We start from the raw sequence: 22,341 nt of genomic DNA on the forward strand, positions 1-22,341 counted from the left end.
CGCCCGACCGTCAGGTGAACTTGCGGAAGAAGCCGGTGCGGTTGAACATCTCGTCCAGCGCCTCCATCCGGGCGCGGGTGTCGGGCCAGCGGCGTTCCTGCACCGCCGCGATCACAGTTTCCACCAGCAGAAGCGTCGTGACCGCGGAATCCCACGCTGATGGCACCACCGTGCGGCTGACCAGTGCCGCGCGCGCCAGCCTTTGCACGGGCGAGCGCCACTGGTCGGTGAAAAGGACGATCTCGGCCCCCCGCTCGGCAGCCATCTCGGCCAGCCTGAGCGTCGCGTTCTCGTAGCGGCGGACATCGAAGATCACCAGCACGTCGCCCGGCGCGAGGTCGAGCAGCGGATGGGCCCAGGCGTTCTGTTCCCCCTGGAACGGCACGACGCCGGGGCGGACCATCTGGAGATGCAGCGCGAGGTATTCCGCCAGCGTCCGGGTGATCCGCCCGCCCACGACATGGATACGCCGGGCCGGATCCGCGATCAGGTCGCAGACCGCGTCGAATTGGCCGGGGTCAACCTGGCCCAGGCTGTGGCGGATATTTCCGATCACGGCCTCGGTGAAGCGGTTCAGGATATGCGCGCCGGGCGCGCCCTCGGCCCAGGTCTCGCGCCGGGCGACGGGGCCCGAGATCTTGGCCTCGAGCTCGGCGCGCAGCGCGGCCTGGAACTCGGCATAGCCCTTGAACCCCAGCTTCTGCACCATGCGTGCCACGGTCGGCGTCGAGACCTCGGCCGCCTGGGCGACCTGGGTGATCGAGCCAAGCCCGGAAACCGGGTAGGCCTCGAGGATCGAATCCGCAAGCTGCCGCTCGGCGCGGGTCAGATCGTCGAGCCGGGCATGCAGCCGTTCGGCGATGGTCTGCTGGGGATCGGACATCGAGCCTGGCCTCCATCTGCACAATATAGCGTCAGGTGGATCGCCTCTGAAGAGAAAGTTTCAGGAAAGGAATTGACAGCTTCGGGGGTGGTGAAGAAACCTGTTCACATGCGACAGGGAGTCAGCATGATCGAGGCAAGGGAAGGGGCGCCGGACTACCGGCCGCAGGTCGAGAACGCGGCCGGAAATGCGCCCGTGGTGCTTGTCTGCGAGCACGCCTCGAACGCGATCCCGGCGCGGTTCGGCGGGCTGGGGCTTGCCCCGGGTGACGAGTGGAGCCACGCCGCCTGGGATCCGGGCGCGCTGGGCGTGGCGCGGGCGATGGCGTCGGTTCTGGACGCGCCACTGGTGGCCGCGACCGTCTCGCGACTGGTGCATGATTGCAACCGGCCTGCGGGAGCGCCGGAGGCGATGCCGGTGAAGACCGAGGTGATCGCCATTCCCGGCAATGCGGATCTGTCCGCGTCCGACCGGGACGACCGCGCGCGGCTGGTCCATGCGCCCTTTCATGCGGTCCTTTCCGGCACCATCGCCGCCCGGCCTGTGCCGCCCGCGCTGGTCACCGTGCACAGTTTCACGCCGGTCTGGCATGGGCTGCCGCGGGCTGTCGAGATCGGCATCCTGCATGACAGCGATGCGCGACTGGCCGAGGCGATGCTGGCGCTCGCGCCCTTTCATACCGGTCATGTGGTGGCCCGGAACGAACCCTATGGACCGGTTGATGGTGTGACCCATACACTCAGGCTGCACGGGGTCGGCAGGGGGCTGGTCAATGTCATGCTGGAAATTCGCAACGACCTGATCGCCGATGACGCGGCACAGGTGAGGATGGGAACCCTGCTGGCGGGGCTTCTGTCCGAGGCGCTGGTCGTCATGGGGCAGGGGGCAGCGCCATGACCGCCCTGATGCGCGCCTATGTCCGGATCGTCGACGGGGTGAATTATCACATCGGCCGCGTGGTGATGTACGGGATCTTCGTGATGATGGGGATCCTGCTATGGTCCTCGATCTCCAAGACCTTCTTCCTGCCCTCGCTCTGGACGCTGGAGATGGCCCAGTTTTCGCTGGTGGCCTATTACATGCTGGGTGGCGGCTATGCGATGCAACTGGGCGCCAATGTCCGGATGGACCTGTTCTACGGCCGCTGGTCGGTGACGACGCGCGCCTGGGTGGACAGCGTGACCGTGCTGTTCCTGATCTTCTTCCTGGGCCTGCTGATCTATGGCGGCATCGACAGCCTGCTGTACAGCCTGCAATACAACGAACGCAGCCCGACCGCCTGGCGCCCTCTGCTCTGGCCGATCAAGACGGTGATGTGCGTGGGCCTGGTGCTGATGCTGCTGCAGGCGGTCTCTGAACTGATCAAGGACATCGCGCATCTTCGGGACATCGAGATCTGAGCCATGTCCTATGAACTGATCGCCCTTCTGATGTTCGCCTCGATGATGATGATGCTGTTCACGGGCCAGCGCGTGTTTGGCGCGATCGGGGCGGTGGCGGGGATCGCGGCGCTGGCGCTGTGGGGAACGGGGGGGTCGGTCATCCCGTTCTCGGCGGCGATCAAGCTGATGAACTGGTATCCGCTGCTGACGCTGCCGATGTTCATCTTCATGGGCTATGTGCTGTCCGAAAGCCGGATCGCGGACGATCTTTACCGGATGTTCCATGTCTGGATGGGGCCGGTGCCGGGGGGGCTGGCCATCGGGACCATCGCGCTGATGGTGCTGATATCCGCGATGAACGGGTTGTCGGTGGCGGGCATGGCGATCGGGGCGACCATCGCGCTGCCCGAATTGCTGAAACGCGGCTATGACAAGAAGATGGTGACCGGCGTGATCCAGGCCGGATCCTCGCTGGGCATCCTTGTGCCGCCCTCGGTGGTGCTGGTGCTTTATGCCATGATCGCGCGCCAGCCGGTGGGGCAGCTTTGGCTCGCCGGCATGATCCCCGGCCTGATGATGGCGGCGATGTTCATCATCTATATCTACATCCGCTGCCGCATGAACCCCGCGCTCGGCCCCGCACTGGCCCCCGAGGAGCGGGCCGAGATCGGTTTCGCCGAGAAGATGCGGCTGTTGCGTGCCGGGCTTCTGCCCGTCGGCATCTTTGCCGCGATGATGGTGCCCTTCGTCAATGGCTGGACCTCGCTGGTCGAAAGCTCGGCCATCGGCGCCATCGCCGCCTTCCTGGCCGCGCTGGCCAAGCGCCGGATGACGCATGAGGTTTTCGAGAACTCCGTGCGGCAGACCCTGGCGATTTCCTGCATGTTCATGTGGATCATCCTGGCCGCGATGGCCTTCGGCGCGGTGTTCGACGGGCTGGGCGCGGTGCGCGCGATCGACAACCTGTTCACCCAGCAACTGCACCTGTCGCCCTGGACGATCCTGATCCTGATGCAGTTGAGCTTTCTCATCATGGGCACGTTCCTCGACGATACCGCTATGCTGGTGATCGTCGCGCCGCTTTATGTGCCGCTGGTCAAGGCACTGGGCTTCGATCTGATCTGGTACGGGGTGCTCTACACCATCACCACGCAGATCGCCTACATGACGCCGCCCTTCGGCTATAACCTGTTCCTGATGAAGGCGATGGCGCCCAAGGAGGTGGGGCTGGGCGACATTTACCGGTCCATCGTGCCCTTTGTCGGGGTGATGCTGCTGGCCTTGGGGATCATCATGGCCTTCCCCGGCATTGCGCTGTGGCTGCCGCATTATGTCTACGGCCTCTAACCAGAGCCCCGCAAAGGGGACGCAAAACCGGGGGATACCCCGCCAACAAGGAGAGAAAGACATGACCACGAGACGCAAGTTCCTGACCACCGCGGGCGTCGGTGCCGCGGCAAGCCTGGCCGCGCCCGCCGTCCATGCGCAATCGACGATCCGCTGGCGGATGCAGACCTATGCGGGCGGCGCGCTGGCCGAGCATGTGGTCAAGCCCGCCATCGACAGCTTCAACAAGATCGCCGGCGACGAGATGCAGATCGAACTTTACTATGCCGATCAGCTTGTGCCCACGGGGGAACTCTTTCGCGCGATGCAGCGCGGCACGATCGACGCGGTGCAATCGGATGATGACTCGATGGCGTCGCCGACCGAGGTGACGGTGTTCGGCGGCTATTTCCCCTTCGCCAGCCGCTATTCGCTGGATGTGCCGGTGCTGTTCAACCAGTACGGGCTGAACGAGATCTGGGCCGAGGAATATTCCAAGGTCGGCGTCAAGCACATCTCGGCGGGCGCCTGGGATCCCTGTCATTTCGCGACCAAGGATCCGATCAACAGCCTGGCCGATCTGCGCGGCAAGCGCGTCTTCACCTTCCCCACGGCTGGCCGGTTCCTCGCGCAGTTCGGCGTCGTCCCCGTGACCCTGCCCTGGGAGGATATCGAGGTCGCGGTGCAGACGGGCGAGCTTGACGGCATCGCCTGGTCGGGCATCACCGAGGATTACACGGTCGGCTGGGCCGACGTGACCAACTATTTTCTGACCAACAATATCTCGGGCGCCTGGATCGGCCATTTCTTCGCCAATCAGGATCGCTGGAACGAGGTGCCGGAACGGCTTCAGGAACTGATGAAGGTCTGTTTCGAGCAGTCCCATTACTATCGTCAATGGTGGTACTGGGGCGGCGAGGCGGCGCTGCGCGTGCATGGCGACAAGCTGCAACTGACCTCGATCCCCGACGAGGAATGGGATCAGGTCGAGGCGGCCGCACAGGCGTTCTGGGACGAGATCGCAGCCGAATCCGAGACCAAGGCGAAGGTTGTCGAGATCTTCAAGCGATACAATTCCGACATGCAGAAGGCCGGGCGGCCCTATCGCTACGGCTGAACCCCGCCGCTGACCCGTGGGGCGCCCCGCCCGGGGCGCCCGCTTTCCCCGTGCGCAACCGACAGAGGCCCGAATGCCCGGCACCCTGACCCTCGACACCCTCGCCATGCTGGTCGATGCGGGCGAGATCGACACCGTCACCCTGGCCCAGATCGACATGCAGGGCCGGTTGATGGGCAAACGCTTCCACGCCCGCCATTTCCTGGAGCATGGCGTGCACGAGACCCATTCCTGCAACTATCTGCTGACGGTGGATCAGGAAATGGAGCCGGTGCCGGGCTTCAAGTCCGCAAGCTGGGAAAAGGGGTATGGCGACTACATGATGAAGCCCGACCTTGCCACGCTGCGACTGGCCCCCTGGGCGCCGGGATCGGCGCTGGTGATCTGCGACACGCTGGATCATCTGGGCCATCGCGACATTTCCGTCGCCCCCCGCGCGATCCTCAAGGCCCAGATCGACCGGCTGGCCGAACGCGGCATGGCGGCGATGATGGCGTCAGAACTGGAATTCTACGTCTTCCGCGAAAGCTTCGACCAGGTGCATGACAGCGGCTATCGTGCGCTGACGCCCACCAGCCCCTATAACGAGGATTACCATCTTCTGACCACCGCCCGCGAGGAAGGGTTGATGCGGGCTGTCAGGAACGGCCTCTACGATTCTGGAATCGCAGTGGAAAACTCCAAGGGCGAGGCTTGGGCCGGGCAGCACGAGATCAATGTGCGCTATGCCGATGCGCTGACCGCCGCCGACACGCACACGATCACCAAGCATGTGGTCAAGGAGATTGCGCTGGCCCAGGGCCATGCGGTGACCTTCATGGCGAAATATGCCGATGCGCCGGCGGGGTCGTCCTGCCATGTCCACCAGTCGCTGTGGTCGCTCGAGGGGGCGCCGCTTTTCCTCGAACCCGACGAGCCCTATGGCATGTCGGCGATGATGCGCGCCTATGTGGCCGGGCTGTTGAAATACGCCAGTGACTTCACGCTGTTCCTGGCTCCCAACATCAACAGCTACAAGCGTTACGTCGCGGGCACCTTTGCGCCGACCAAGGCGGTCTGGTCGCGCGACAACCGCACCGCGGGCTACCGGCTGGTGGGCGAGGGCACCAAGGGCGTGCGGATCGAGAACCGGGTCGGCGGGGCGGATCTGAACCCCTATCTCGCCTATGCGGTGCAGATCGCGGCCGGTCTTGCAGGCATCGACGAGGGGCTGGAGCTTGAACACGAGTTCCGGGGCGACGCCTACACCACCGAGGGCGTGCGCGAGATCCCCAGGACGCTGCGGGATGCCCTTGCGGCCGCCGACGAATCCGCCATGCTCCGCGCGGCTCTGGGCGACGAGGTGGTGGACCACTACGTCCACGCCGCCCGCTGGGAGCAGACGCAATACGACCGCCGCGTGACCGACTGGGAACTGCGCCGCGGTTTCGAAAGGGCCTGACCCCATGACCGAGACGTTGAAATGCCTCTCTCCCGTCGACGGGAGCGTCTATGCCGAACGTGCGCTGATGCCGCTGGACGAGGCGCGCGCCGCCGTCGCCCGCGCCCGCGCCGCGCAACCGGCCTGGGCCGCGCGGCCCATCGCCGAACGCGCCGAGATCGTGCGCCGCGCCGTCGCGCTGATCGGCGAGGCGAATGACGAGATCGTGCCGGAACTGGCCTGGCAGATGGGCCGCCCGGTGCGCTATGGCGGTGAGTTCCGCGGTTTTCAGGAACGCGCGCACTACATGGCCGACATCTCCGCCGACGCGCTGGCCGATCTCCGGATCGAGGACAGCGCGGCGTTTTCCCGCTATATCCGGCGCGTGCCGCATGGCCTCGTGCTGGTGGTCGCGCCCTGGAACTACCCCTACATGACCGCGATCAACACCATCGCGCCCGCGCTGATCGCGGGCAATGCGGTGATGCTGAAGCACGCCAGCCAGACGCCGCTGGTGGGCGAACGGATCATCTGCGCGCTGCGCGACGCGGGCGTGCCCGGCGACGTGGCGCAGAACGTCTTCCTGTCCCACGACACGACGTCCGCGCTGATCGGCGCGGGCGCTTTCCAGTTCGTCAACTTCACCGGCTCGGTCGGCGGCGGCAAGGCGATCGAGCGCGCCGCGGCGGGCACCTTCACGGGCCTCGGGCTGGAGCTTGGCGGCAAGGACCCGGGCTATGTCATGGAGGATGCCGATCTGGACGCCGCCGCCGACGGGCTGATGGACGGGGCGATGTTCAACTCGGGCCAGTGCTGCTGCGGGATCGAGCGGATCTATGTCCACGAGTCGGTCTATGAGCCGTTCCTGGAAAAATGCGTCGAGATCGTGTCCAAGGCCCGGCTGGGCAACCCGCTCGACCCCGAGACGACGATGGGGCCGATGGCGCAGGTCCGCTTCGCCGATCTGGTCCGGGCCCAGACCGACGAGGCCGTGGCTGCCGGGGCGAAACCGCTGATCGACCGGGCGCTGTTCCCGACCGATGGCGGCGCCTACCTGATGCCGCAGATCCTGGTGGACGTGGACCATTCCATGCGCGTCATGCGCGAGGAGAGCTTTGGCCCCGTGGTCGGCATCATGCGCGTGAAGGGTGATGCGGAAGCCATTGCGATGATGAACGATTCCGAGTTCGGCCTGACAGCCTCGCTCTGGACCCGCGACGCGGATCGCGCGGCCCGCGTGGGCGACGCGATCGAGACCGGCACGGTGTTCATGAACCGCTGCGACTACCTCGACCCGGCGCTCTGCTGGACCGGCTGCAAGAACACCGGCCGCGGCGCGGGGCTGTCGGTGCTGGGCTACCACGCGCTGACCCGTCCGAAATCCTACCACCTCAAGAAAGCCTGACCCATGAGCCTGACCGCCAACTGGTCCTACCCCACCGCAATCCGTTTTGGCGCGGGGCGCCTGAAGGAATTGCCCGATGCCTGCGCCGCTGCGGGCATGAAGCGGCCGCTTCTGGTCACCGACCGGGGGCTGGCCGCGCTGCCGATCACGGGGCAGGCGCTGGACATTCTGGACGCGGCGGGGCTAGGCCGCGGGATCTTTGCCGAGGTGGACCCGAACCCGAACGAGAGGAACCTGGATGCCGGGCTGGCCGCCTATCGCGCTGGCGGCCATGATGGGGTGGTGGCCTTCGGCGGCGGATCGGGGTTGGACCTGGGGAAATGCGTGGCCTTCATGGCCGGGCAGACGCGTCCCGTGTGGGAGTTCGAGGATGTGGGCGACTGGTGGACCCGTGCCGATCCGGCAGGCATCGCGCCCATCGTGGCGGTGCCGACGACCGCCGGGACGGGCTCCGAAGTGGGGCGGGCGGGCGTGCTGACCAACAGCTTGACGCATGAGAAGAAGATCATCTTCCATCCCAAGATGCTGCCCGCCGTCACGATCTGCGACCCGGAACTGACCGTCGGCATGCCGCGCGCGATCACCGCCGGGACGGGGATGGATGCCTTTGCCCATTGCCTCGAGGCCTATTGCTCGCCCTTCTTTCATCCGATGAGCCAGGGCATCGCACTGGAAGGGATGCGGCTGGTCAAGGAGTATCTTCCGCGCGCCTGTCGCGACGGCACGGACCTTGAGGCCCGCGCGCAGATGATGGCGGCTGCCGCCATGGGGGCGGTGGCGTTCCAGAAGGGGCTGGGCGCCATCCATGCGCTGTCCCACCCGATCGGGGCGCATTACGGCACGCATCACGGCACGACGAATGCGGTGGTGATGCAGCCCGTCCTGCGCTTCAACCGCCCGGCGGTCGAGGAAAGGCTTGGTCTTGCGGCGGCCTATCTGGGCATTCCGGGGGGCTTTGAGGGGTTCCACGACTTCGTCGGCGCGCTGAATGCCGAGCTTGGCATTCCAGTGAACCTGACCGCGCTGGGGGTCACGGATCCGGATCTCGACGTGCTGGTGGCCTCGGCGCTGGCCGATCCGTCGGTGGGTGGCAACCCGGTCGAGATGAACGCGGCCAACACGCGCGCGCTGTTCGAAGCCTGTCTCTGAGCGGGCAGGCGGGCGTGCAGGGAGGCCGCCCGCACCCTGCGGCGCGCCGGGGGGGCGGTTCAGGGAAGCAAGACGCTCGCGCCGGTGGTCTGCCGCGCCTCCAGCGCGTGGTGCGCCGTGGCGGTGTCGGCCAGCGGCCAGGTCTGGCCGATCTGCGGGGTCAGCGTGCCGCCTGCGATGGCGGCGAAAAGATCGGCGGCGCGGCGGCGCAGCTCCTGCGGATCGGCGATGAAATCGAACAGCACGGGGCGCGTGGCCGACAGGCTGCCCCTGGCAAGATCCGACAGACGAAACTCGTCGAGGGTGCCTGAGGACTGGCCGAAACTGACGAACATGCCGCGTTTCTTCAGGCAGGCTAGAGAGCCGCGCCAGGTGTCGCGCCCGACGCTGTCATAGACAGCATCGACCCCCGCACCATCGGTGGCCGCCATCACCGCCGGGACGAAATCGCCGACGCTGTAGTCGATCACCGTCTCATAGCCATGGTCATGCGCCATCGCCACCTTGTCCGGCCCGCCCGCCGTGCCGATGGCGCGCACGCCCTTTGCGGCCAGCCACTGGCCAAGCAGCAGCCCCACGCCCCCCGCCGCGGCATGGACCAGAACGCTCTGGCCTTCGCGCACCGCAAAGCTGTCATGGATCAGGTAATGCGCCGTCAGCCCCTTGAGCATCACGCTGGCCGCGATCTCGTCGGGGATTGCGTCGGGCAGCCGCACCAGCCGGTCGGCTGGCATGGCCCGCGCCGTGCAGCAGGCGCCGTTCGGCGTGGTATAGGCCACCCGGTCGCCGATTGCGAAGCCCGTGACGCCCGGCCCCAGCGCCTCGATCACGCCTGCGGCCTCGCCGCCGGGGATCAGGATGTCGCCGGGCCAGGGGTAAAGGCCCGAGCGGAAATAGGTGTCGATGAAATTCAGCCCGACAGCCCGGTGCCGGACCAGGACCTCGCCCTCCTCGGGGGCGTGCATCGGCCAGTCCACCCAGTCCAGCACCTCGGGGCCGCCCGGCTCGCGCGCGATGATCGCCTTTTCCATGGGTTACGCCTTGAATTCCGGGTCAACGGGAACCTGAAGCGCCGTGACCAGCGCGTTGGTCTGCGCGGCAAGGCCGACGATGGCCAGCAATTCGCCAAGCATCTCGTCGGTCATGCCCTTGGCCCGCGCGCCCGCCGTGTGGGAATGCACGCAATATTCGCAGCCATTCGCGATCGAGACCGCCATGTAGATCATCTCGCGCGTGACCGGGTCAAGCGCGCCGGGCCGCGTCATCACCTGTTTCACCTGCGCCCAGGTCGATTCCAGAACCGCGGGCTGGTTCGCAAGCGCGCGCCAGACATTGTTCACGAAATCGGTCTTGCGGGTGGCGCGGATGTCGTCGAACACCGCCTTGACGTGCGCGTCCGCCTCGGCCTCGGCGTCGCTCCATATCCTGACCGTGGCCATGGGCCCTCCTTCGTTGCGGATGGTGCGCCGGATCAGACCAGCGCAAAGATGCGGGCGGGCCCGCCGGTGCCGCCGCGATGCTTGGGCGCGCCGATCACCAGCGTCGCCCCCGCGGCGGGCACCTTGTCCAGATTGGCCAGGCATTCGATGCCGAAGCGTCCCGCGGGCAGCCAGGCGTAATGGGTGGCGAAATCGGCCGACGGCCCATGATCCAGCGAAAGCGTGTCCACCCCGATCGAGCCCGCGCGGGTTTCCTCCAGAAGCATCTGCGCGGCCTCGACATGGAAGCCCGGGTAATGCTGCTTGCCCTCGGCATCGGCGCCACGGAATTTCGGCCCGTCGACATGGGCGGCCCAGCCCGAATGCATCGCCACGCAGGCATTGTCGGGGATCTCGCCATGCGCGGCGATCCAGGCACGGATGTCATCGGGCGTGACCTGGGCATCGGCATCCCCGGCCGCACGCGCCGCGATGTCGATCACGCAAAGAGGTGCGACCAGGCTACCCACCGCGATCTCGTTCACCGCCGCGCCATCGGCCGAGAAATGCAGGGGCGCGTCGATATGGGTGCCGGTATGCTCGTTCACCCGGAATTCCGACAGGTTGAAGCCATGTTCGGCAAAGGTGAACTTCTGCTCGGGGAAGAACTGCTGTTCGCCGAAATAGGTGGCAAAGCCCTCGTGCAGTTCATGGGTCATGTCGGTGACGCCGCCATGACCCTGCGCCAGCGCCGCGGGGGCCGAAGCCGTCACACCGGCGGCGGCCGCCACGCCAGCCCCGGCCGCCGCCCGGAAAAAGCCGCGCCGCGACAGCATCCGGTCCTTGATGCGGTTCATCACGCAGACATCGCACATCGTTTCTCTCCCTGTTGGCCGGGGCCGGTCTTCTGCCGACCGCAGCCAAAGCCTAACCGGCCGCGCGGCGCTGTCAATTCGCGCCTTGGGGCCGCGGGCGGCGCGCGCGTTTTTGGGGCTGTCGCTTGGCCCCATCGCATGGAAAGATGCGCCCCGAGGAGATTCCGATGGGCAAGACGATCCACATCCTGAACGGGCCGAACCTGAACCTGCTTGGACAGCGTCAGCCCGAGATTTACGGCCATGACACGCTGGCCGATATCGAGGTGGCCTGCGCCGCGGTCGCGGCCGAGCAGGGGCATGCTGTGCGGCTGTTCCAGTCCAACCACGAGGGCGAAATCGTAGATCAGATCCACGCGGCACGCCGGGACGCGGCGGCCATCGTCATCAACCCCGCCGCCTACAGCCACACATCGGTCGCGATTCTCGACGCGCTGAACAGCTTTGACGGGCCGGTGATCGAGGTTCACATCTCGAACATCCACAAGCGCGAAAGCTTTCGCCACCACTCCTATGTCTCGCTCCGGGCCGACGGGGTGATCGCGGGTTGCGGGGTCGAGGGCTACGCCCTTGCCGTGCAGCGCATCTGTTCGCTGCTGGGATAGCTGTGAGTTCTCATGATTTTGTTCACCCTTGAGAGGGGTGAGAGCCCGTTGAGGGTGGAGCGTGGTCTGGATCTGTTGAGCCAGTCAAGCCAGCGTGGCAGGTCGGCGGTCCGGCAAAGCGGTGATCGGTCGGGAATGGAGACATTGCTGCGCGCCAAGCATGCCGACATGGTGCTGCTGTGCGGCGGCGCCCCGCGCGGAGCCGAACGGATCGCCGCGTGCTGCCGATCGGGCTGATCGTCTTTCCGGGCTCGGGCATCACCGACATGCGATAGTCATACCTCCTGTGTTTGCCTTACAAGATGATCAGGCGCTCTCTCTCAGCAGCGCGTGGCGGATAGGCGAGGCTCGACCGTGAAATCCCCACCAGCCTGCACGCCCGCCTTTCCGTGAACTTATGCTTCTCCATCAGTTTCCTCACTGCCGCCCGGCGGTGTGCAGGCGTCAGGAGTTTTCTGCCAGCAGCCCCTTGAGACCGGCGTTGTCCGGCATGGCATCGGCCAGGAGACGCCTCAACTCGGCATTCTCGGCTTCCAGATCCTTCAGCCGCCGTAGGTCAGACACCGTCATGCCGCCATACCTGGCCTTACACTTGTAGAGCGTGGCGTCCGACATGACGTACTTGCGGCACAGCTCCGAGACCTTCGCCCCGGCCGCATACTCCTGCAGAACCCCCACGATCTGTTCTTCGGTAAAGCGTGCCTTGCGCATCGTCTGTTCTCCTCGTTGCTGCGAACACTACAAGAACAAACTCTCCGAATGAATGGCTCAGCTTTCCGGTGGCAGGTCATTCGATGAAGAGCGACGCCGCAGCGCATGTATGGACTGGGCGGTGCCCGACTACACCACCTTGTGTCGACGCCAGAAGACGCTCGCCGTTCAGATCCCGTATCGGCGCGTCGACGGCCCGCTGACCCTGCTGGTCGACAGCACCGGGATCAAGTTCCTCGGTGACGGCGGATGGCAGGCCAGAAAGCACGGCGCCCAGGGTCGGCGCCAGTGGCGCAAGCTCCATCTGGCGATGGATACCGCCACGTCTGACATCCGGGCAGTGGAATTCACTCCCAGCAGCGATGGCGACAGTCCGGTCTTGCCGGACCTGCTGGACCAGATCCCCGAGGGCGAAGACATCGGGACCGTGACCGCGGACGGTGCCTGTGACACGCGCCGCGGCCACACCGCCATCATCAAGCGCCAAGCCGTCGCGATCATCCCGATCCGCAAGAACGGCCGACCGTGGCAAGAGGGCTGCCCCGGCGCAATCGCCCGAAACGAAACCTTGCGCGCCACCCGGCACTACGGCAGGGCCTTCTGGAAGCGATGGACGGGATACCACGTCCGAAACCGCATCGCGGCAAGAGACCCCGACCGCCAGACCGCCGAAATCCAGATCCGCATAGCATTGCTGAACCGCTTCTCGGTCCTCGGAGCGGCCGAGATCATTCCTGTGGCCTGAAATCAACGGGAAAGGGGAAGTCACGCCTCAGGCGTGAGCTGCGCAACAACGCCATGATTTTCCACCTGCTCGAGATCTGGGGGCTCCCCCAAACCCGGCGTGGTTCAGGGTCCGACCCGAGGCAGTATCGAAGTCAGAAAGGCTTCACCTGCGTCCTCCCGTCAATAAAAATGCCTTGTCATGCTGAAGGAATACCCGTGGAATTGGAGCATGTGAATTTAGAGCATGTGAGGGTCTATTTGATTTTTTCACAAAAAGGATCAAGTGCTTGGGGAAAATGCAACAATGCCACATGCGAATTCCATCATCTGGCGCACCATTCAGCGGATGTTGCCGCGGTCTTCCTTGAACTGATCGAACAGCCTCATTTGCGAGCACGGGCCAATGCGGCGTGCGGGCAGCCTCTTGGCAAGGAGGAGTTGCGCTGCCTTGCCGCCCTGGTCTTTCTTCATGACATCGGCAAGCTGGCACCGGGGTTTCAGGCGAAGGGATGGCCAGAGGGGGCCGACGTAACCCCGCGAGGACATCTCGAGTGCGGCTGGCTATGGCTCACACAGGGATCACCGGAGTCATTGGGCGGCAACATCGCGCATATGTTGCGTTGGTCAAATGCACCGGGCCTGGAAGACTGGTTTGGCGCGCTGTTCGCCCACCATGGTCGGCCGGTGCCGAAGCCCAGCCCGGGAACGGCCAGAGTCGCCTTCCCATCGGGAAAGGTCGCGGGTTACGATTGGAAGGCTCAAGAGGCCGTCATGGGCAGGGCGCTACTGGACTGGTTTCCCGAGATCATGACGTCCTCGGCACCGGAGCCCGTTCCGCCACTTGTGCACTTCTTTTGCGGGCTATTGACGCTTGCCGACTGGATCGGATCGGATCGGAGGGCCTTTCCGTTCGAGTCTACCTTCCGGAGAGATTACTGGGAGACCGCCAGAACGCGTGCGGCAGACAGAGTGGCCGCGATCGGGCTCGCCGGGGGTAGCCTGCGCCTGTGCGGCGCGCCCGGCTGGGCGCTGATCTCGGACCATCCGTCCCCGCGCCCGGCGCAGCAGGCCGTCGGCTCCGTGCCTGCAACCGAGCGCCTTGTCCTGCTGGAGGCGGAAACCGGGTCGGGCAAGACAGAGGCTGCGCTTTGGCGCTTTGCCACGCTGTTGGCTGCCGAAGAAGTTGACGCCCTCTATTTCGCCGTTCCTACGCGCGCCGCGGCGCGGCAACTGCATCGACGGGTCAACACGGCGCTGAAACGGATGTTCGATGCCGCGCCCGAGGCCGTTCTGGCAGTGCCGGGGCAGCTTCTGGCCGGAGAGGCGGCGGGCCGACGGCTGCCCGGTTTCGAGGTGCTCTGGGACGACACCGCGTCCCGGCCAGCCCGTTGGGCAGCCGAACATGCCGCGCGATATCTCGCCGCGCAGGTGGCCGTGGGGACGGTCGATCAGGTGGCTCTCGGGGGCTTGCGCGTGAAATATGCGCATCTGCGCGGAAGCGCGCTGTCGCGGGCGCTCCTGGTGATCGACGAGGTCCATGCGTCGGATGCCTACATGACCGAGGTGCAGCTTGCGATGGTGCGCAGCCATCTGGCGCTCGGCGGTCATGCGATGCTGATGTCTGCGACGCTCGGGGCGGCAGCGCGGCGCAGGTGGTTGAGCGAGGCGTCGGCCGATCTGGCCGCCGATACCGCGCGGCCCTATCCGGCGGTATGGACGAGCCGCGGGCCGCAAGCTGTCGCGCCGGATCGCGATTCCGGCAAGGCCGTGCATGTCGAGGCGCATCGGGGCTGGACAGGAGACGAGGCCGCACGCCTGGCGCTCGAGGCCGCGGACCGGGGCGCGCGGGTGCTGGTGATCCGCAATACGGTGATCCGGGCGCAGGAAACCTTTGCAGCCTGCCATGCCGCCCGACCCGATCTGCTGCTGGCGGTCGAGGGGCAACCGACCCTGCATCACAGCCGGTTCGCGGCCGAGGATCGGGCGCTGCTCGACATCGCGGTCGAGGACGCCATCGGCAAGGACAGCCCAATCGGCGGGCGCATCGTGATCGGAACGCAGACACTCGAACAATCGCTCGACCTCTGCGCCGACCTGCTGATCGCCGACCTGTGTCCGATGGATGTGCTGCTGCAACGGATCGGGCGGCTGCACCGGCATCGTCGGCCCCGGCCGCCGGGGTTCGAGGCGGCGCGCGCCATCGTCCTGTGCCCGCCTGACGGGCTCGACCCGCTGACCCGCACTGCGGAAAACGGGCTGGGCGCATATGCGAACGGGCCCAGCCTGTCGGGGGTCTATGTCGATGTTCCGGGGTTGGCCGCGACCCTGGCCGAGATCGAGGCGCGCCCGGTCTGGAAGATTCCGGCGATGAACCGCGCTCTGGTCGAAGCCGCCACGCATCCCGAGGCGCTCGACCGGATTGCTGCGGCGCAGGGCTGGCAACCCTACCGCCAGCGCGTCACCGGCAAGGCCCTCGCCGAGATGGGGGCGGCCGGTCTGGTGCTGCTGGACCGGACGGCGCCGCTGCCCCGGAGCTTTCCCGATGACGAAAGGATAAGAACGCGGCTGGGCGAGGACGGCGTCATTCTGACCCTGCCCGAGGGCACGCGGGGGGCCTTCGGGACGCCGATCACCCGGCTGGCGCTGCCGGCGCACTGGTCACGCGGGCTGACCGGGGAGGAAGAGGTGCAGATCGATCCGGGGCCGCCGATAAGGGTGACCGTTTCTGACAGGGTGATGGTCTACGGTCCAGCGGGACTCATGCAGGAACTGGGGGAACAGCATGGCGCATGATCTGTTGCACGATCCGCTGATCCAGACGGACCGGGATTGGCACAGCCTGCCCGGCTTGATGGCGGCGATGGTGCGGGGCGAGGTGGCGGACTTCCCGGCGCTGCGCCCGCACCAGCGCCCCGCCTGGCACATGTTCCTCGTGCAACTCGCGGTGCTGGCGCTGGATGCCTCGGGGCAGCGCGAACCCCGACAGACGGAAGACGGCTGGCGCGCCGCGCTTCGTGCGCTGACGTCGGATTTCCCCGACGACGCTCCGTGGCAGTTGATCGGCGAGGACCGCAGCCGCCCCGCGTTTCTGCAGCCGCCCGATCCCGGCGGGCTGAAATGGTCCGCCGTCGCGACGCCCGATGCGCTCGACATGCTGATCACCTCGCGCAACCACGAGCTGAAGCGCGAGATAGCGCATCAGGCTGAAGCCCAAGATTGGGTATTCGCCCTGATGAGCCTTCAGACAATGGAGGGGTATGGTGGTGGCGGCGGGACGCTCAACGGCATCGCAAGGATGAACAAGGGGAACTCATCTCGCGTGCTATTGGGACTTGCCCCGGCACGCCCCGGCTCTGCCGAGATCGACCCCTCGGCCTGGTGGGCCCGCGATGTGCGCCGCCTGCTGGCGGGGCGCGAGGGGCTTGCCGGCAAGGCGCTGCTCTGGCTCTGCCCCTGGCCCGAGGGACGGTCGCTGGACCTTTACACGCTCGATCCGCTGTTCATCGAGGTCTGCCGCCGAATCCGGCTGACCCTCCGCGACGGGCGAATGGCGGCCGAGCGCAGCACCTCGAAGGGGCCGCGGGTGGCCGCGAAGGAGGCCAGGGGCAATACCGGCGATCCCTGGGCGCCGATCCATCTGACCGAGGGCAAGAGCCTGACGCTGGGCGAGCGCGACTGGACCCACGAGTTGCTCGTCGATCTGCTCTATCGCGGGGACTGGCAGGTTCCGCTGCTCGCCCAACCGAGCCAGGAGGAAGAAGCGGCGCCGATGTTGCTGGTGGCCGAGGCGTTCTCGCGGGGCAATTCCAAGACCGACGGGTTCCGCTCCCGCATCGTGCCGGTGCCGAAGGCGATGGTTGGACACATGCTCGGAGCCCGCCCGCGGAACCTGGCCGAGGGGATACTTGAAGATGTCAAAGCCGTATCAGGCGCTCTGTCCCACAGTCTCCAACTGGCTTCGACTGAAGGGGATCCTGAAAAACTGAAGACGGAACGGAAAGGGCAGGCTTCACGCGCGAAGCTTTCAAAATATTCCGCACCTGCCTGCGAGGCGCTGCGGCGCGAGGCCGACCGCCGTTTCTTTGCCGAGCTTTGGGTGCGATTGGCAGAAACCACGGATCAAGGGATCGGGCGCTTGCGTCGGAGCTTTCTGGATGGGCTGGCAAAGGTCGCGCGGGCCGAGTTCGCCGCCGCGCTGCCGGGTATTCCCTGCGCCACGCTCATGCGCCCGCGCGCCGAGGTCCGCGCGCGCCGCGCGCTGGAAGCAGGGCTGCGCAAGGCGATGAAGGATTTCAAGCAACCGGAGGGGATGGATGTCTGAGACCACTGACGACATGGCCCGCAATGCGGTGGCGATCGCCGCCGCATTGGCTGCGGCAGATTCTGGCGAGAAGGCCGAGGCCCGGCGCATGGACGAGGGCGGTGCGCCGATATTCTGGCGGCAGGTGGCGCGGCTGAAGCTGCCCCGCTGGCAGGAAGCCGGTTGGCTGCGCTTCACCCGCATGGTGGCGATCCTGACGCCGGCCAGCGCGGGGCAGACGATCCATGATCCGAAACGTCCAGTCGGTGCCGTTCTTGCAGACGGGGGCAGCCCGCTGGCCGATCTCAGGCCACCAAACAGACCGTTCGTTTCCGAACAGCGCCTCGCGCGGCTCTTGGCTGCGCGGGGAGACGCTAGGCGCGACGCGCTGGAACGTGCGATCCGCATGCTGGCGCGCAATCATCCGTCAATGAACGTGGTTGATCTGGCCCGCCTGAACTACGGACGCGACCGCAACGAGCTTGCCCGCGCCTATTACCAACGCATTGATTTTGCCCCGACCGAGGAGAGCCAAGATGCCTGATCCGCGTTTCCTGCAAATCCATTTCCTCGCGCCCTATACCGCGGCGCTCCTGAACCGCGACGACGCGGGCCTGGCGAAGCGCTTGCCCTATGGCGGGCACCTTCGCACCCGCGTGAGTTCTCAATGTTTGAAATACCATTGGCGGTGGGCTGACGATCTCCATGCGCTGAGCGAGATCGCGGGATGGGCGAAATCATACCGTTCGCGCAGCATTGTCGACAGTCTCATAGTAGAGGAATGCCGAGACGGTTTCTCCGATGAGGTTGTCAGTGCCTTGGCTCAATGGTTCAACTTCGCTGTCTATAGCGGAAAAGGTGACGAGAAACCGAAGAAGAGAGGAGTGGCCGCAAAGGCTGATGAAAAAGAGGGGCGTCCCACACTTCTGTTCGGAGAGCCGGAAATCCGCTGGCTGAAGAGCGAGTTTGTGCGTTTGGCTAAAGAGGCAGACGGAGAGCCGGACACGGCATTCAGCCTTGGCGAAAGCTGGGTCGGTTTGCCGAAGAAAGGGCGAAGCGAGTTCCAGAAAAATCGCGAGGCGAACCTTGAGGCGCTGCGTCAGGCAGGGGAAGTTCCCGCCGGCCTGACCGGCGCGCTGTTCGGGCGGATGGTCACCTCGGACCCCAAGGCCAATATCGAGGCCCCCGTCCATGTCGCCCATGCCTTCACCGTGCATGCCGAAGAGGCCGAAAGCGACTATTTCATTGCCGCCGACGATCTGGCCCGCGGAGAGGATACCGGCGCGGATACGATCCAGGAAACCGAACTGACCTCCGGCCTGTTCTACGGCTATGTGGTTGTGGACATCCCCGGCCTTCTGTCCAATCTCGGCGGCGATGCGCGGCTGGCGGGCGAGGCGCTGCACAATCTCGTCTACCTGATCGCCGAGGTCTCGCCAGGGGCCAAGCTGGGCTCGACCGCACCCTATTCCCGTGCGTCCTTTCTCATGCTCGAGGCAGGTGACCGCCAGCCGCGGTCTCTGGCCGAGGCATTCCGCAGCCCCTGTTCGGCGGAAACCGGGCAGGCTGTGGCGGCGCTGTCCGAGCACCTCGCAGCGCTCGATGCGGCCTATGCGACGGGCGAGAGCCGGCATGTCATGTCGCTGGCCAATGCCGAGGTTCCGGGAGCGGAACGCGGGACGCTGGCCGATCTGGCCGGTTTCGCGCAAGGACTGCCCGCACGGATCGCGGACCGTGCGGCATGACGCATCGCTGGCTGCATCTGCGCCTGTCGGCGCCGCTCATGGCCTTTGGCGGGGTCGCCATCGACCATGTCGGGCACACGCGCGATTTTCCCTCGGCCTCGATGCTGACGGGGCTTTTAGCCAATGCGCTCGGCTGGCGGCGCGAAGAGGCCGAGAGGCATCAGGCGCTGCAGGACCGTCTGGTTTTCGCGGCACTGATTGCGCGACAGGGGCGCGTTCTCACGGATGGCCAGAACGCGCGGCTGTACGAAGCCGAACCCGGCTGGACGACGTCGGGGGTACCTGAAACGCGCAACAGTGGACCGAGCTACTCGAACCCACCGGTCCGAAATCAGGTCGGCAACCAGGCAGGTCGGAAGTGGATGACGCACCGCCGACGCCGCGACTACCTGGTCGATCACGATTGCCGCGTTGTTCTTCGCCTCGAACCAGGCGAGGGACCGGAACTAGACGCCCTTGCTCGCGCTCTTGAGCGCCCAGCTCGTCCGCTTTTCATCGGGCGGAAGCCCTGCTTGCCCGCGGCGCCACTGCTTCAGGGTTGGCTCAACGCCTCTACGGCAAGAGCAGCGATCGAAACCTTGGGCCTCGCGGGCCGTGCGCTCTGGCCGTCGACGGACGGCGAGGCCGACGGAACGGTTCGCGACCTGCAGGATCTCCGCAACTGGCGCTCCGGCCTGCACGGCGGAAGCCGACGTGTGATCGAGGCCGAGATCGCGGGAGGTGCTTCATGACTATCCATCTGGTCGAACTCCCGGTTGAGTTGCGCAGCCTTCATCTATGGGCCGGCAGGCGGGGGCTTGGCGGAAGCTTCGACGAGGGGCTGGCGCTGCACCATGTGCTGGGCGAGGCGTTTGGCCCGGCCATGTTGCAACCCTTTCGCCTGATGGTGGCGCCACGCGCCCGGGCCGGGTCGCTTTACGCCTATTCCCGGCACTCCGCCGATGAGCTTCGCGATGCTGGCAGCCGCGGTCTTACCCCTGGCCTGGCAGATGTGGTCCGACTCGATCGCCTGCGATCCCTCGCCCGCCCGGCGGAAAGCTGGACGGCCGGTCTGAGGCTCGGCTTCGATCTGCGGATGCGGCCGGTCGTCCGGCTCGCTTCTGCGTTCAAGGGACAGACTGAAACCGGCACGCAAGTCAACTTTCGCAAGGGGGCCGAGATCGACGCCTTTCTCGCCGCCGCCCTGCGGGGTGGCGCGGCGGAGCGCGAGGCCGTCTATCTCGATTGGCTGGCCGACCGACTGGCCCCGGCGGCGGAACTCGAGCGCGACATGAGCCGTCTCGCCTCTTTCCGCCGGAGCACTGTTCAGCGCAGCGGCCGGCGGATCGAAGGGCCCGACGCCACCGTTCACGGCACCCTCACCATCACCGACCCCGACGCCTTTGCCGGGTTGCTGGCAAGGGGCGTGGGGCGCCATCGCGCCTATGGGTACGGCATGCTCCTGCTGCGTCCGCTGCAGCGGAAACGGGCATGCTGAAGGGGCGGCTCGGCCTCGACAGTGCCAAGGTGCCCCATGCCGACCGGGCGGGGTGCCTCTACCTCGCACGGGGGGCCTTGACCGCACGCGATGGAACGCTCGCCTTCCTGCAGGGACCGCAGACCGAGGCGGATGCGCTTGCCGAGGGCGACTACGCCATCCCGTTGCAGGGCGTGTCGATCGTCCTGCTCGGCCCGGGATCGACGGTCAGCCACGACGCGCTGCGCCTGCTCGCCCATGCCCGCACGGCGCTGGCCGCGGTCGGCGAGGATGGCGTCCGCCTGTACACCGCGCCGCCGATGATCCCCGACCGCTCCGGCCTTGCGCGGCTCCAGGCCCGGATCTGGGCCGATGACGATCTGCGCGTGATGACGGCGCGGCGGATGTATGCGATGCGCCTCGGCGAGGTCCTTCCGCACAAGGATCTCGATGTGTTGCGCGGCATCGAGGGCGCGCGGATGAAGGAGACCTATGCGCTGCAGGCCCAGCGGATCGGCATCCCCTGGCGCGGGCGCCGCTATGACCGTGCCAATCCCATGGCTGCCGATCTGCCGAACCAGGGGCTGAACCACGCCGCGAGCGCCGTCGAGGCCGCCGCAGCGATCGCCGTCTGCGCGACCGCGACCATCCCCCAGCTGGGCTTTATCCACGAGGATCCCGGGCAGAGCTTCGTCCTCGACGTGGCCGACCTCTACCGCGACAGCGTGACGGTGCCCTGCGCCTTCAAGGCGGCCAGACAGGTTTCCGAGCGCCCGTCCGAGAACATCGAGCGCGTGACCCGTCGCCTGACCGGCACCGCGCTCAGCCGGGAGGGGATCATCCCCGCCATGATCGAGAGGATCAAGGCGCTGATCGAAGGACGCGAGACCTGATGCCGCTGACCATGATCGTGACCCGCGACGTCGAGATGCGCTACCGGGGTTTTCTGACCTCGATCATGCTGGAGATTGCACCGGGTGTCTACGTCTCGCCCGACATGTCGGCCGGTGTCAGGCAACGGGTCTGGTCGGTGATGACGGATTGGTGGTCGCAGCTTCACAGAGGCTCTCTGGTCATGGTATGGCGAGACAGCAAGGCCGTCGGAAATCTCAGGATCGAGACCCTGGGCGAGCCGTCCAAGCTGATCGTCGACGCGGACGGCCTTCTGCTCGTAAAACGAAAGTAAACGCGCAATCCACTCGCCCGACCGCTCTTTGACATTGCTGGTATTTCAAGGTATTGGACACAAGAGGCTCCCCCGCACCCGCGGGGATAGACCCCATCTGGACGGGGTCTGCGCCTGCGGGCGCTGGGCTCCCCCGCACCCGCGGGGATAGACCCCTCGATCGCGCCGGCGCGACGGTCCTGCTGCAGGCTCCCCCGCACCCGCGGGGATAGACCCTCGTTGATCGGCTGATTCCTTGCCGCCAGCGCGGCTCCCCCGCACCCGCGGGGATAGACCCTGTTTTGCATCGCGCTGACCAGCGTTTCGACCGGCTCCCCCGCACCCGCGGGGATAGACCCCCGACTGCTCCGCCGCAAGCTCGGCCATGTTGGGCTCCCCCGCACCCGCGGGGATAGACCCCGCGATGCACCGCCTCCAGCACGCGGAAAGCAGGCTCCCCCGCACCCGCGGGGATAGACCCCGATGCTCCCGCCGATTGCGGCTCCCCCGCACCCGCGGGGATAGACCCGGCGAAGGACCGCATCGTCCGCGTTTCCCGGTGGCTCCCCCGCACCCGCGGGGATAGACCCGCCAAGATGTATCGGGTCACTTCCTGCCGTTTGGCTCCCCCGCACCCGCGGGGATAGACCGTGCGGCG

General features: G+C 66.4%; 21 protein-coding genes, 2 pseudogenes and 1 CRISPR repeat array (1 of these 24 only partly in view). Of the genes and pseudogenes, 18 read left to right on the top strand and 5 right to left on the bottom strand.

Annotation, left to right across the window (positions count from 1 at the left end):
• Window positions 1-10 precede the first annotated feature (10 nt).
• The gene (locus tag EV216_RS03830) at window positions 11-883 is read right to left on the bottom strand and encodes a MurR/RpiR family transcriptional regulator (protein WP_132693745.1); all 873 of its coding nucleotides are present in this window, start codon (window positions 881-883) and stop codon (window positions 11-13) included.
• 126 nt (window positions 884-1,009) lie between these two features.
• On the opposite strand from EV216_RS03830, the gene EV216_RS03835 reads away from it, so the two are divergent.
• From EV216_RS03835 to EV216_RS03865, 7 genes are all read left to right on the top strand, one after another.
• Complete coding sequence (locus tag EV216_RS03835; protein ID WP_132693746.1) at window positions 1,010-1,780, top strand: N-formylglutamate amidohydrolase; 771 nt, start codon at window positions 1,010-1,012, stop codon at window positions 1,778-1,780.
• The gene (locus EV216_RS03840; RefSeq protein WP_132693747.1) at window positions 1,777-2,283 is read left to right on the top strand and encodes a TRAP transporter small permease subunit; all 507 of its coding nucleotides are present in this window, start codon (window positions 1,777-1,779) and stop codon (window positions 2,281-2,283) included. Before EV216_RS03835 ends, EV216_RS03840 begins: the two co-directional genes overlap by 4 nt.
• A 3-nt stretch (window positions 2,284-2,286) precedes the next feature.
• Window positions 2,287-3,612, top strand: a complete 1,326-nt coding sequence (locus EV216_RS03845; protein WP_132693748.1) for a TRAP transporter large permease — start codon at window positions 2,287-2,289, stop codon at window positions 3,610-3,612.
• A gap of 61 nt (window positions 3,613-3,673) precedes the next feature.
• Window positions 3,674-4,708, top strand: coding sequence for a TRAP transporter substrate-binding protein (locus EV216_RS03850; protein ID WP_132693749.1), 1,035 nt, complete (start codon window positions 3,674-3,676; stop codon window positions 4,706-4,708).
• Window positions 4,709-4,781: 73 nt separating this feature from the next.
• Complete coding sequence (locus EV216_RS03855) at window positions 4,782-6,149, top strand: glutamine synthetase family protein (protein WP_132693750.1); 1,368 nt, start codon at window positions 4,782-4,784, stop codon at window positions 6,147-6,149.
• Between the two features lie 4 nt (window positions 6,150-6,153).
• Window positions 6,154-7,533 carry an aldehyde dehydrogenase family protein gene (locus EV216_RS03860; RefSeq protein ID WP_132693751.1) on the top strand — a complete coding sequence of 460 codons (1,380 nt, stop codon included), beginning with the start codon at window positions 6,154-6,156 and terminating at the stop codon, window positions 7,531-7,533.
• A 3-nt stretch (window positions 7,534-7,536) separates the two neighbouring features.
• Window positions 7,537-8,682, top strand: coding sequence for an iron-containing alcohol dehydrogenase (locus EV216_RS03865; protein WP_132693752.1), 1,146 nt, complete (start codon window positions 7,537-7,539; stop codon window positions 8,680-8,682).
• Window positions 8,683-8,741: 59 nt separating this feature from the next.
• On the opposite strand, the gene EV216_RS03870 is transcribed toward EV216_RS03865, so the two are convergent.
• From EV216_RS03870 to EV216_RS03880, 3 genes are read right to left on the bottom strand one after another with little or no spacing between them, the layout of a single operon-like run.
• The gene (locus tag EV216_RS03870) at window positions 8,742-9,713 is read right to left on the bottom strand and encodes a quinone oxidoreductase family protein (protein ID WP_132693753.1); all 972 of its coding nucleotides are present in this window, start codon (window positions 9,711-9,713) and stop codon (window positions 8,742-8,744) included.
• A gap of 3 nt (window positions 9,714-9,716) precedes the next feature.
• Window positions 9,717-10,121 carry a carboxymuconolactone decarboxylase family protein gene (locus EV216_RS03875; protein WP_132693754.1) on the bottom strand — a complete coding sequence of 135 codons (405 nt, stop codon included), beginning with the start codon at window positions 10,119-10,121 and terminating at the stop codon, window positions 9,717-9,719.
• Between the two features lie 32 nt (window positions 10,122-10,153).
• Window positions 10,154-10,975: a cyclase family protein gene (locus EV216_RS03880; protein ID WP_132693755.1), complete on the bottom strand. Its 822-nt coding sequence runs from the start codon at window positions 10,973-10,975 to the stop codon at window positions 10,154-10,156.
• Window positions 10,976-11,142: 167 nt separating this feature from the next.
• Here EV216_RS03880 and aroQ point away from each other — a divergent pair, with 167 nt between their 5' ends.
• Window positions 11,143-11,580, top strand: a complete 438-nt coding sequence (aroQ, locus tag EV216_RS03885; RefSeq protein WP_132693756.1) for a type II 3-dehydroquinate dehydratase — start codon at window positions 11,143-11,145, stop codon at window positions 11,578-11,580.
• A gap of 444 nt (window positions 11,581-12,024) precedes the next feature.
• Here the strand turns inward: aroQ and EV216_RS03890 are convergent, their stop codons facing one another.
• On the bottom strand, window positions 12,025-12,291 hold the full coding sequence (locus EV216_RS03890) for a transposase (protein WP_132693757.1): 267 nt from the start codon (window positions 12,289-12,291) through the stop codon (window positions 12,025-12,027).
• Between the two features lie 103 nt (window positions 12,292-12,394).
• On the opposite strand from EV216_RS03890, the pseudogene EV216_RS03895 reads away from it, so the two are divergent.
• The 10 genes and pseudogenes from EV216_RS03895 to cas2e form a co-directional block, all read left to right on the top strand.
• A pseudogene (locus EV216_RS03895) lies at window positions 12,395-13,036 on the top strand (IS5 family transposase); the annotation flags it as partial.
• A gap of 170 nt (window positions 13,037-13,206) precedes the next feature.
• Window positions 13,207-13,863 (top strand): annotated as a pseudogene (locus EV216_RS18855) (HD domain-containing protein); the annotation flags it as partial.
• 123 nt (window positions 13,864-13,986) lie between these two features.
• A complete protein-coding gene (gene cas3 / locus EV216_RS03900; RefSeq protein ID WP_243641956.1) occupies window positions 13,987-15,810 on the top strand; it encodes a CRISPR-associated helicase Cas3' in 1,824 nt (607 codons plus the stop codon).
• Window positions 15,800-17,338, top strand: a complete 1,539-nt coding sequence (locus EV216_RS03905) for a CRISPR-associated protein Cse1 (RefSeq protein WP_132693759.1) — start codon at window positions 15,800-15,802, stop codon at window positions 17,336-17,338. Before cas3 ends, EV216_RS03905 begins: the two co-directional genes overlap by 11 nt.
• A 13-nt stretch (window positions 17,339-17,351) precedes the next feature.
• Window positions 17,352-17,861 carry a type I-E CRISPR-associated protein Cse2/CasB gene (locus tag EV216_RS03910; RefSeq protein WP_165899137.1) on the top strand — a complete coding sequence of 170 codons (510 nt, stop codon included), beginning with the start codon at window positions 17,352-17,354 and terminating at the stop codon, window positions 17,859-17,861.
• Window positions 17,800-19,062 carry a type I-E CRISPR-associated protein Cas7/Cse4/CasC gene (cas7e, locus tag EV216_RS03915; RefSeq protein ID WP_243641957.1) on the top strand — a complete coding sequence of 421 codons (1,263 nt, stop codon included), beginning with the start codon at window positions 17,800-17,802 and terminating at the stop codon, window positions 19,060-19,062. Before EV216_RS03910 ends, cas7e begins: the two co-directional genes overlap by 62 nt.
• The gene (cas5e, locus tag EV216_RS03920) at window positions 19,059-19,793 is read left to right on the top strand and encodes a type I-E CRISPR-associated protein Cas5/CasD (protein WP_132693761.1); all 735 of its coding nucleotides are present in this window, start codon (window positions 19,059-19,061) and stop codon (window positions 19,791-19,793) included. The genes cas7e and cas5e overlap by 4 nt, the downstream gene beginning before the upstream one ends.
• On the top strand, window positions 19,790-20,539 hold the full coding sequence (locus EV216_RS03925) for a type I-E CRISPR-associated protein Cas6/Cse3/CasE (RefSeq protein WP_132693762.1): 750 nt from the start codon (window positions 19,790-19,792) through the stop codon (window positions 20,537-20,539). The genes cas5e and EV216_RS03925 overlap by 4 nt, the downstream gene beginning before the upstream one ends.
• Window positions 20,533-21,411: a type I-E CRISPR-associated endonuclease Cas1e gene (gene cas1e / locus EV216_RS03930; protein WP_132693763.1), complete on the top strand. Its 879-nt coding sequence runs from the start codon at window positions 20,533-20,535 to the stop codon at window positions 21,409-21,411. The genes EV216_RS03925 and cas1e overlap by 7 nt, the downstream gene beginning before the upstream one ends.
• Window positions 21,411-21,704: a type I-E CRISPR-associated endoribonuclease Cas2e gene (gene cas2e, locus EV216_RS03935; RefSeq protein WP_132693764.1), complete on the top strand. Its 294-nt coding sequence runs from the start codon at window positions 21,411-21,413 to the stop codon at window positions 21,702-21,704. Before cas1e ends, cas2e begins: the two co-directional genes overlap by 1 nt.
• 65 nt (window positions 21,705-21,769) lie before the next feature.
• Window positions 21,770-22,341: a CRISPR direct-repeat array (repeat unit 28 nt; unit sequence GGCTCCCCCGCACCCGCGGGGATAGACC) (it continues 419 nt past the right edge of the window).

This window comes from Rhodovulum steppense (genome assembly GCF_004339675.1).
GTDB classification, from domain to species: Bacteria; Pseudomonadota; Alphaproteobacteria; order Rhodobacterales; family Rhodobacteraceae; genus Rhodovulum; species Rhodovulum steppense.

Coding starts and splice junctions, on each gene's coding strand:
- cas1e (WP_132693763.1), top strand. CDS start 20,533: ATGCTGAAGGGGCGGCTCGGCCTCGACAGTGCCAAGGTGCCCCATGCC.
- EV216_RS03830 (WP_132693745.1), bottom strand. CDS start 883: ATGTCCGATCCCCAGCAGACCATCGCCGAACGGCTGCATGCCCGGCTC.
- EV216_RS03840 (WP_132693747.1), top strand. CDS start 1,777: ATGACCGCCCTGATGCGCGCCTATGTCCGGATCGTCGACGGGGTGAAT.
- EV216_RS03860 (WP_132693751.1), top strand. CDS start 6,154: ATGACCGAGACGTTGAAATGCCTCTCTCCCGTCGACGGGAGCGTCTAT.
- EV216_RS03925 (WP_132693762.1), top strand. CDS start 19,790: ATGACTATCCATCTGGTCGAACTCCCGGTTGAGTTGCGCAGCCTTCAT.
- EV216_RS03865 (WP_132693752.1), top strand. CDS start 7,537: ATGAGCCTGACCGCCAACTGGTCCTACCCCACCGCAATCCGTTTTGGC.
- EV216_RS03905 (WP_132693759.1), top strand. CDS start 15,800: ATGGCGCATGATCTGTTGCACGATCCGCTGATCCAGACGGACCGGGAT.
- EV216_RS03850 (WP_132693749.1), top strand. CDS start 3,674: ATGACCACGAGACGCAAGTTCCTGACCACCGCGGGCGTCGGTGCCGCG.
- EV216_RS03910 (WP_165899137.1), top strand. CDS start 17,352: ATGGCCCGCAATGCGGTGGCGATCGCCGCCGCATTGGCTGCGGCAGAT.
- EV216_RS03855 (WP_132693750.1), top strand. CDS start 4,782: ATGCCCGGCACCCTGACCCTCGACACCCTCGCCATGCTGGTCGATGCG.
- EV216_RS03835 (WP_132693746.1), top strand. CDS start 1,010: ATGATCGAGGCAAGGGAAGGGGCGCCGGACTACCGGCCGCAGGTCGAG.
- cas5e (WP_132693761.1), top strand. CDS start 19,059: ATGACGCATCGCTGGCTGCATCTGCGCCTGTCGGCGCCGCTCATGGCC.
- EV216_RS03890 (WP_132693757.1), bottom strand. CDS start 12,291: ATGCGCAAGGCACGCTTTACCGAAGAACAGATCGTGGGGGTTCTGCAG.
- EV216_RS03880 (WP_132693755.1), bottom strand. CDS start 10,975: ATGTGCGATGTCTGCGTGATGAACCGCATCAAGGACCGGATGCTGTCG.
- aroQ (WP_132693756.1), top strand. CDS start 11,143: ATGGGCAAGACGATCCACATCCTGAACGGGCCGAACCTGAACCTGCTT.
- EV216_RS03875 (WP_132693754.1), bottom strand. CDS start 10,121: ATGGCCACGGTCAGGATATGGAGCGACGCCGAGGCCGAGGCGGACGCG.
- cas2e (WP_132693764.1), top strand. CDS start 21,411: ATGCCGCTGACCATGATCGTGACCCGCGACGTCGAGATGCGCTACCGG.
- EV216_RS03845 (WP_132693748.1), top strand. CDS start 2,287: ATGTCCTATGAACTGATCGCCCTTCTGATGTTCGCCTCGATGATGATG.
- EV216_RS03870 (WP_132693753.1), bottom strand. CDS start 9,713: ATGGAAAAGGCGATCATCGCGCGCGAGCCGGGCGGCCCCGAGGTGCTG.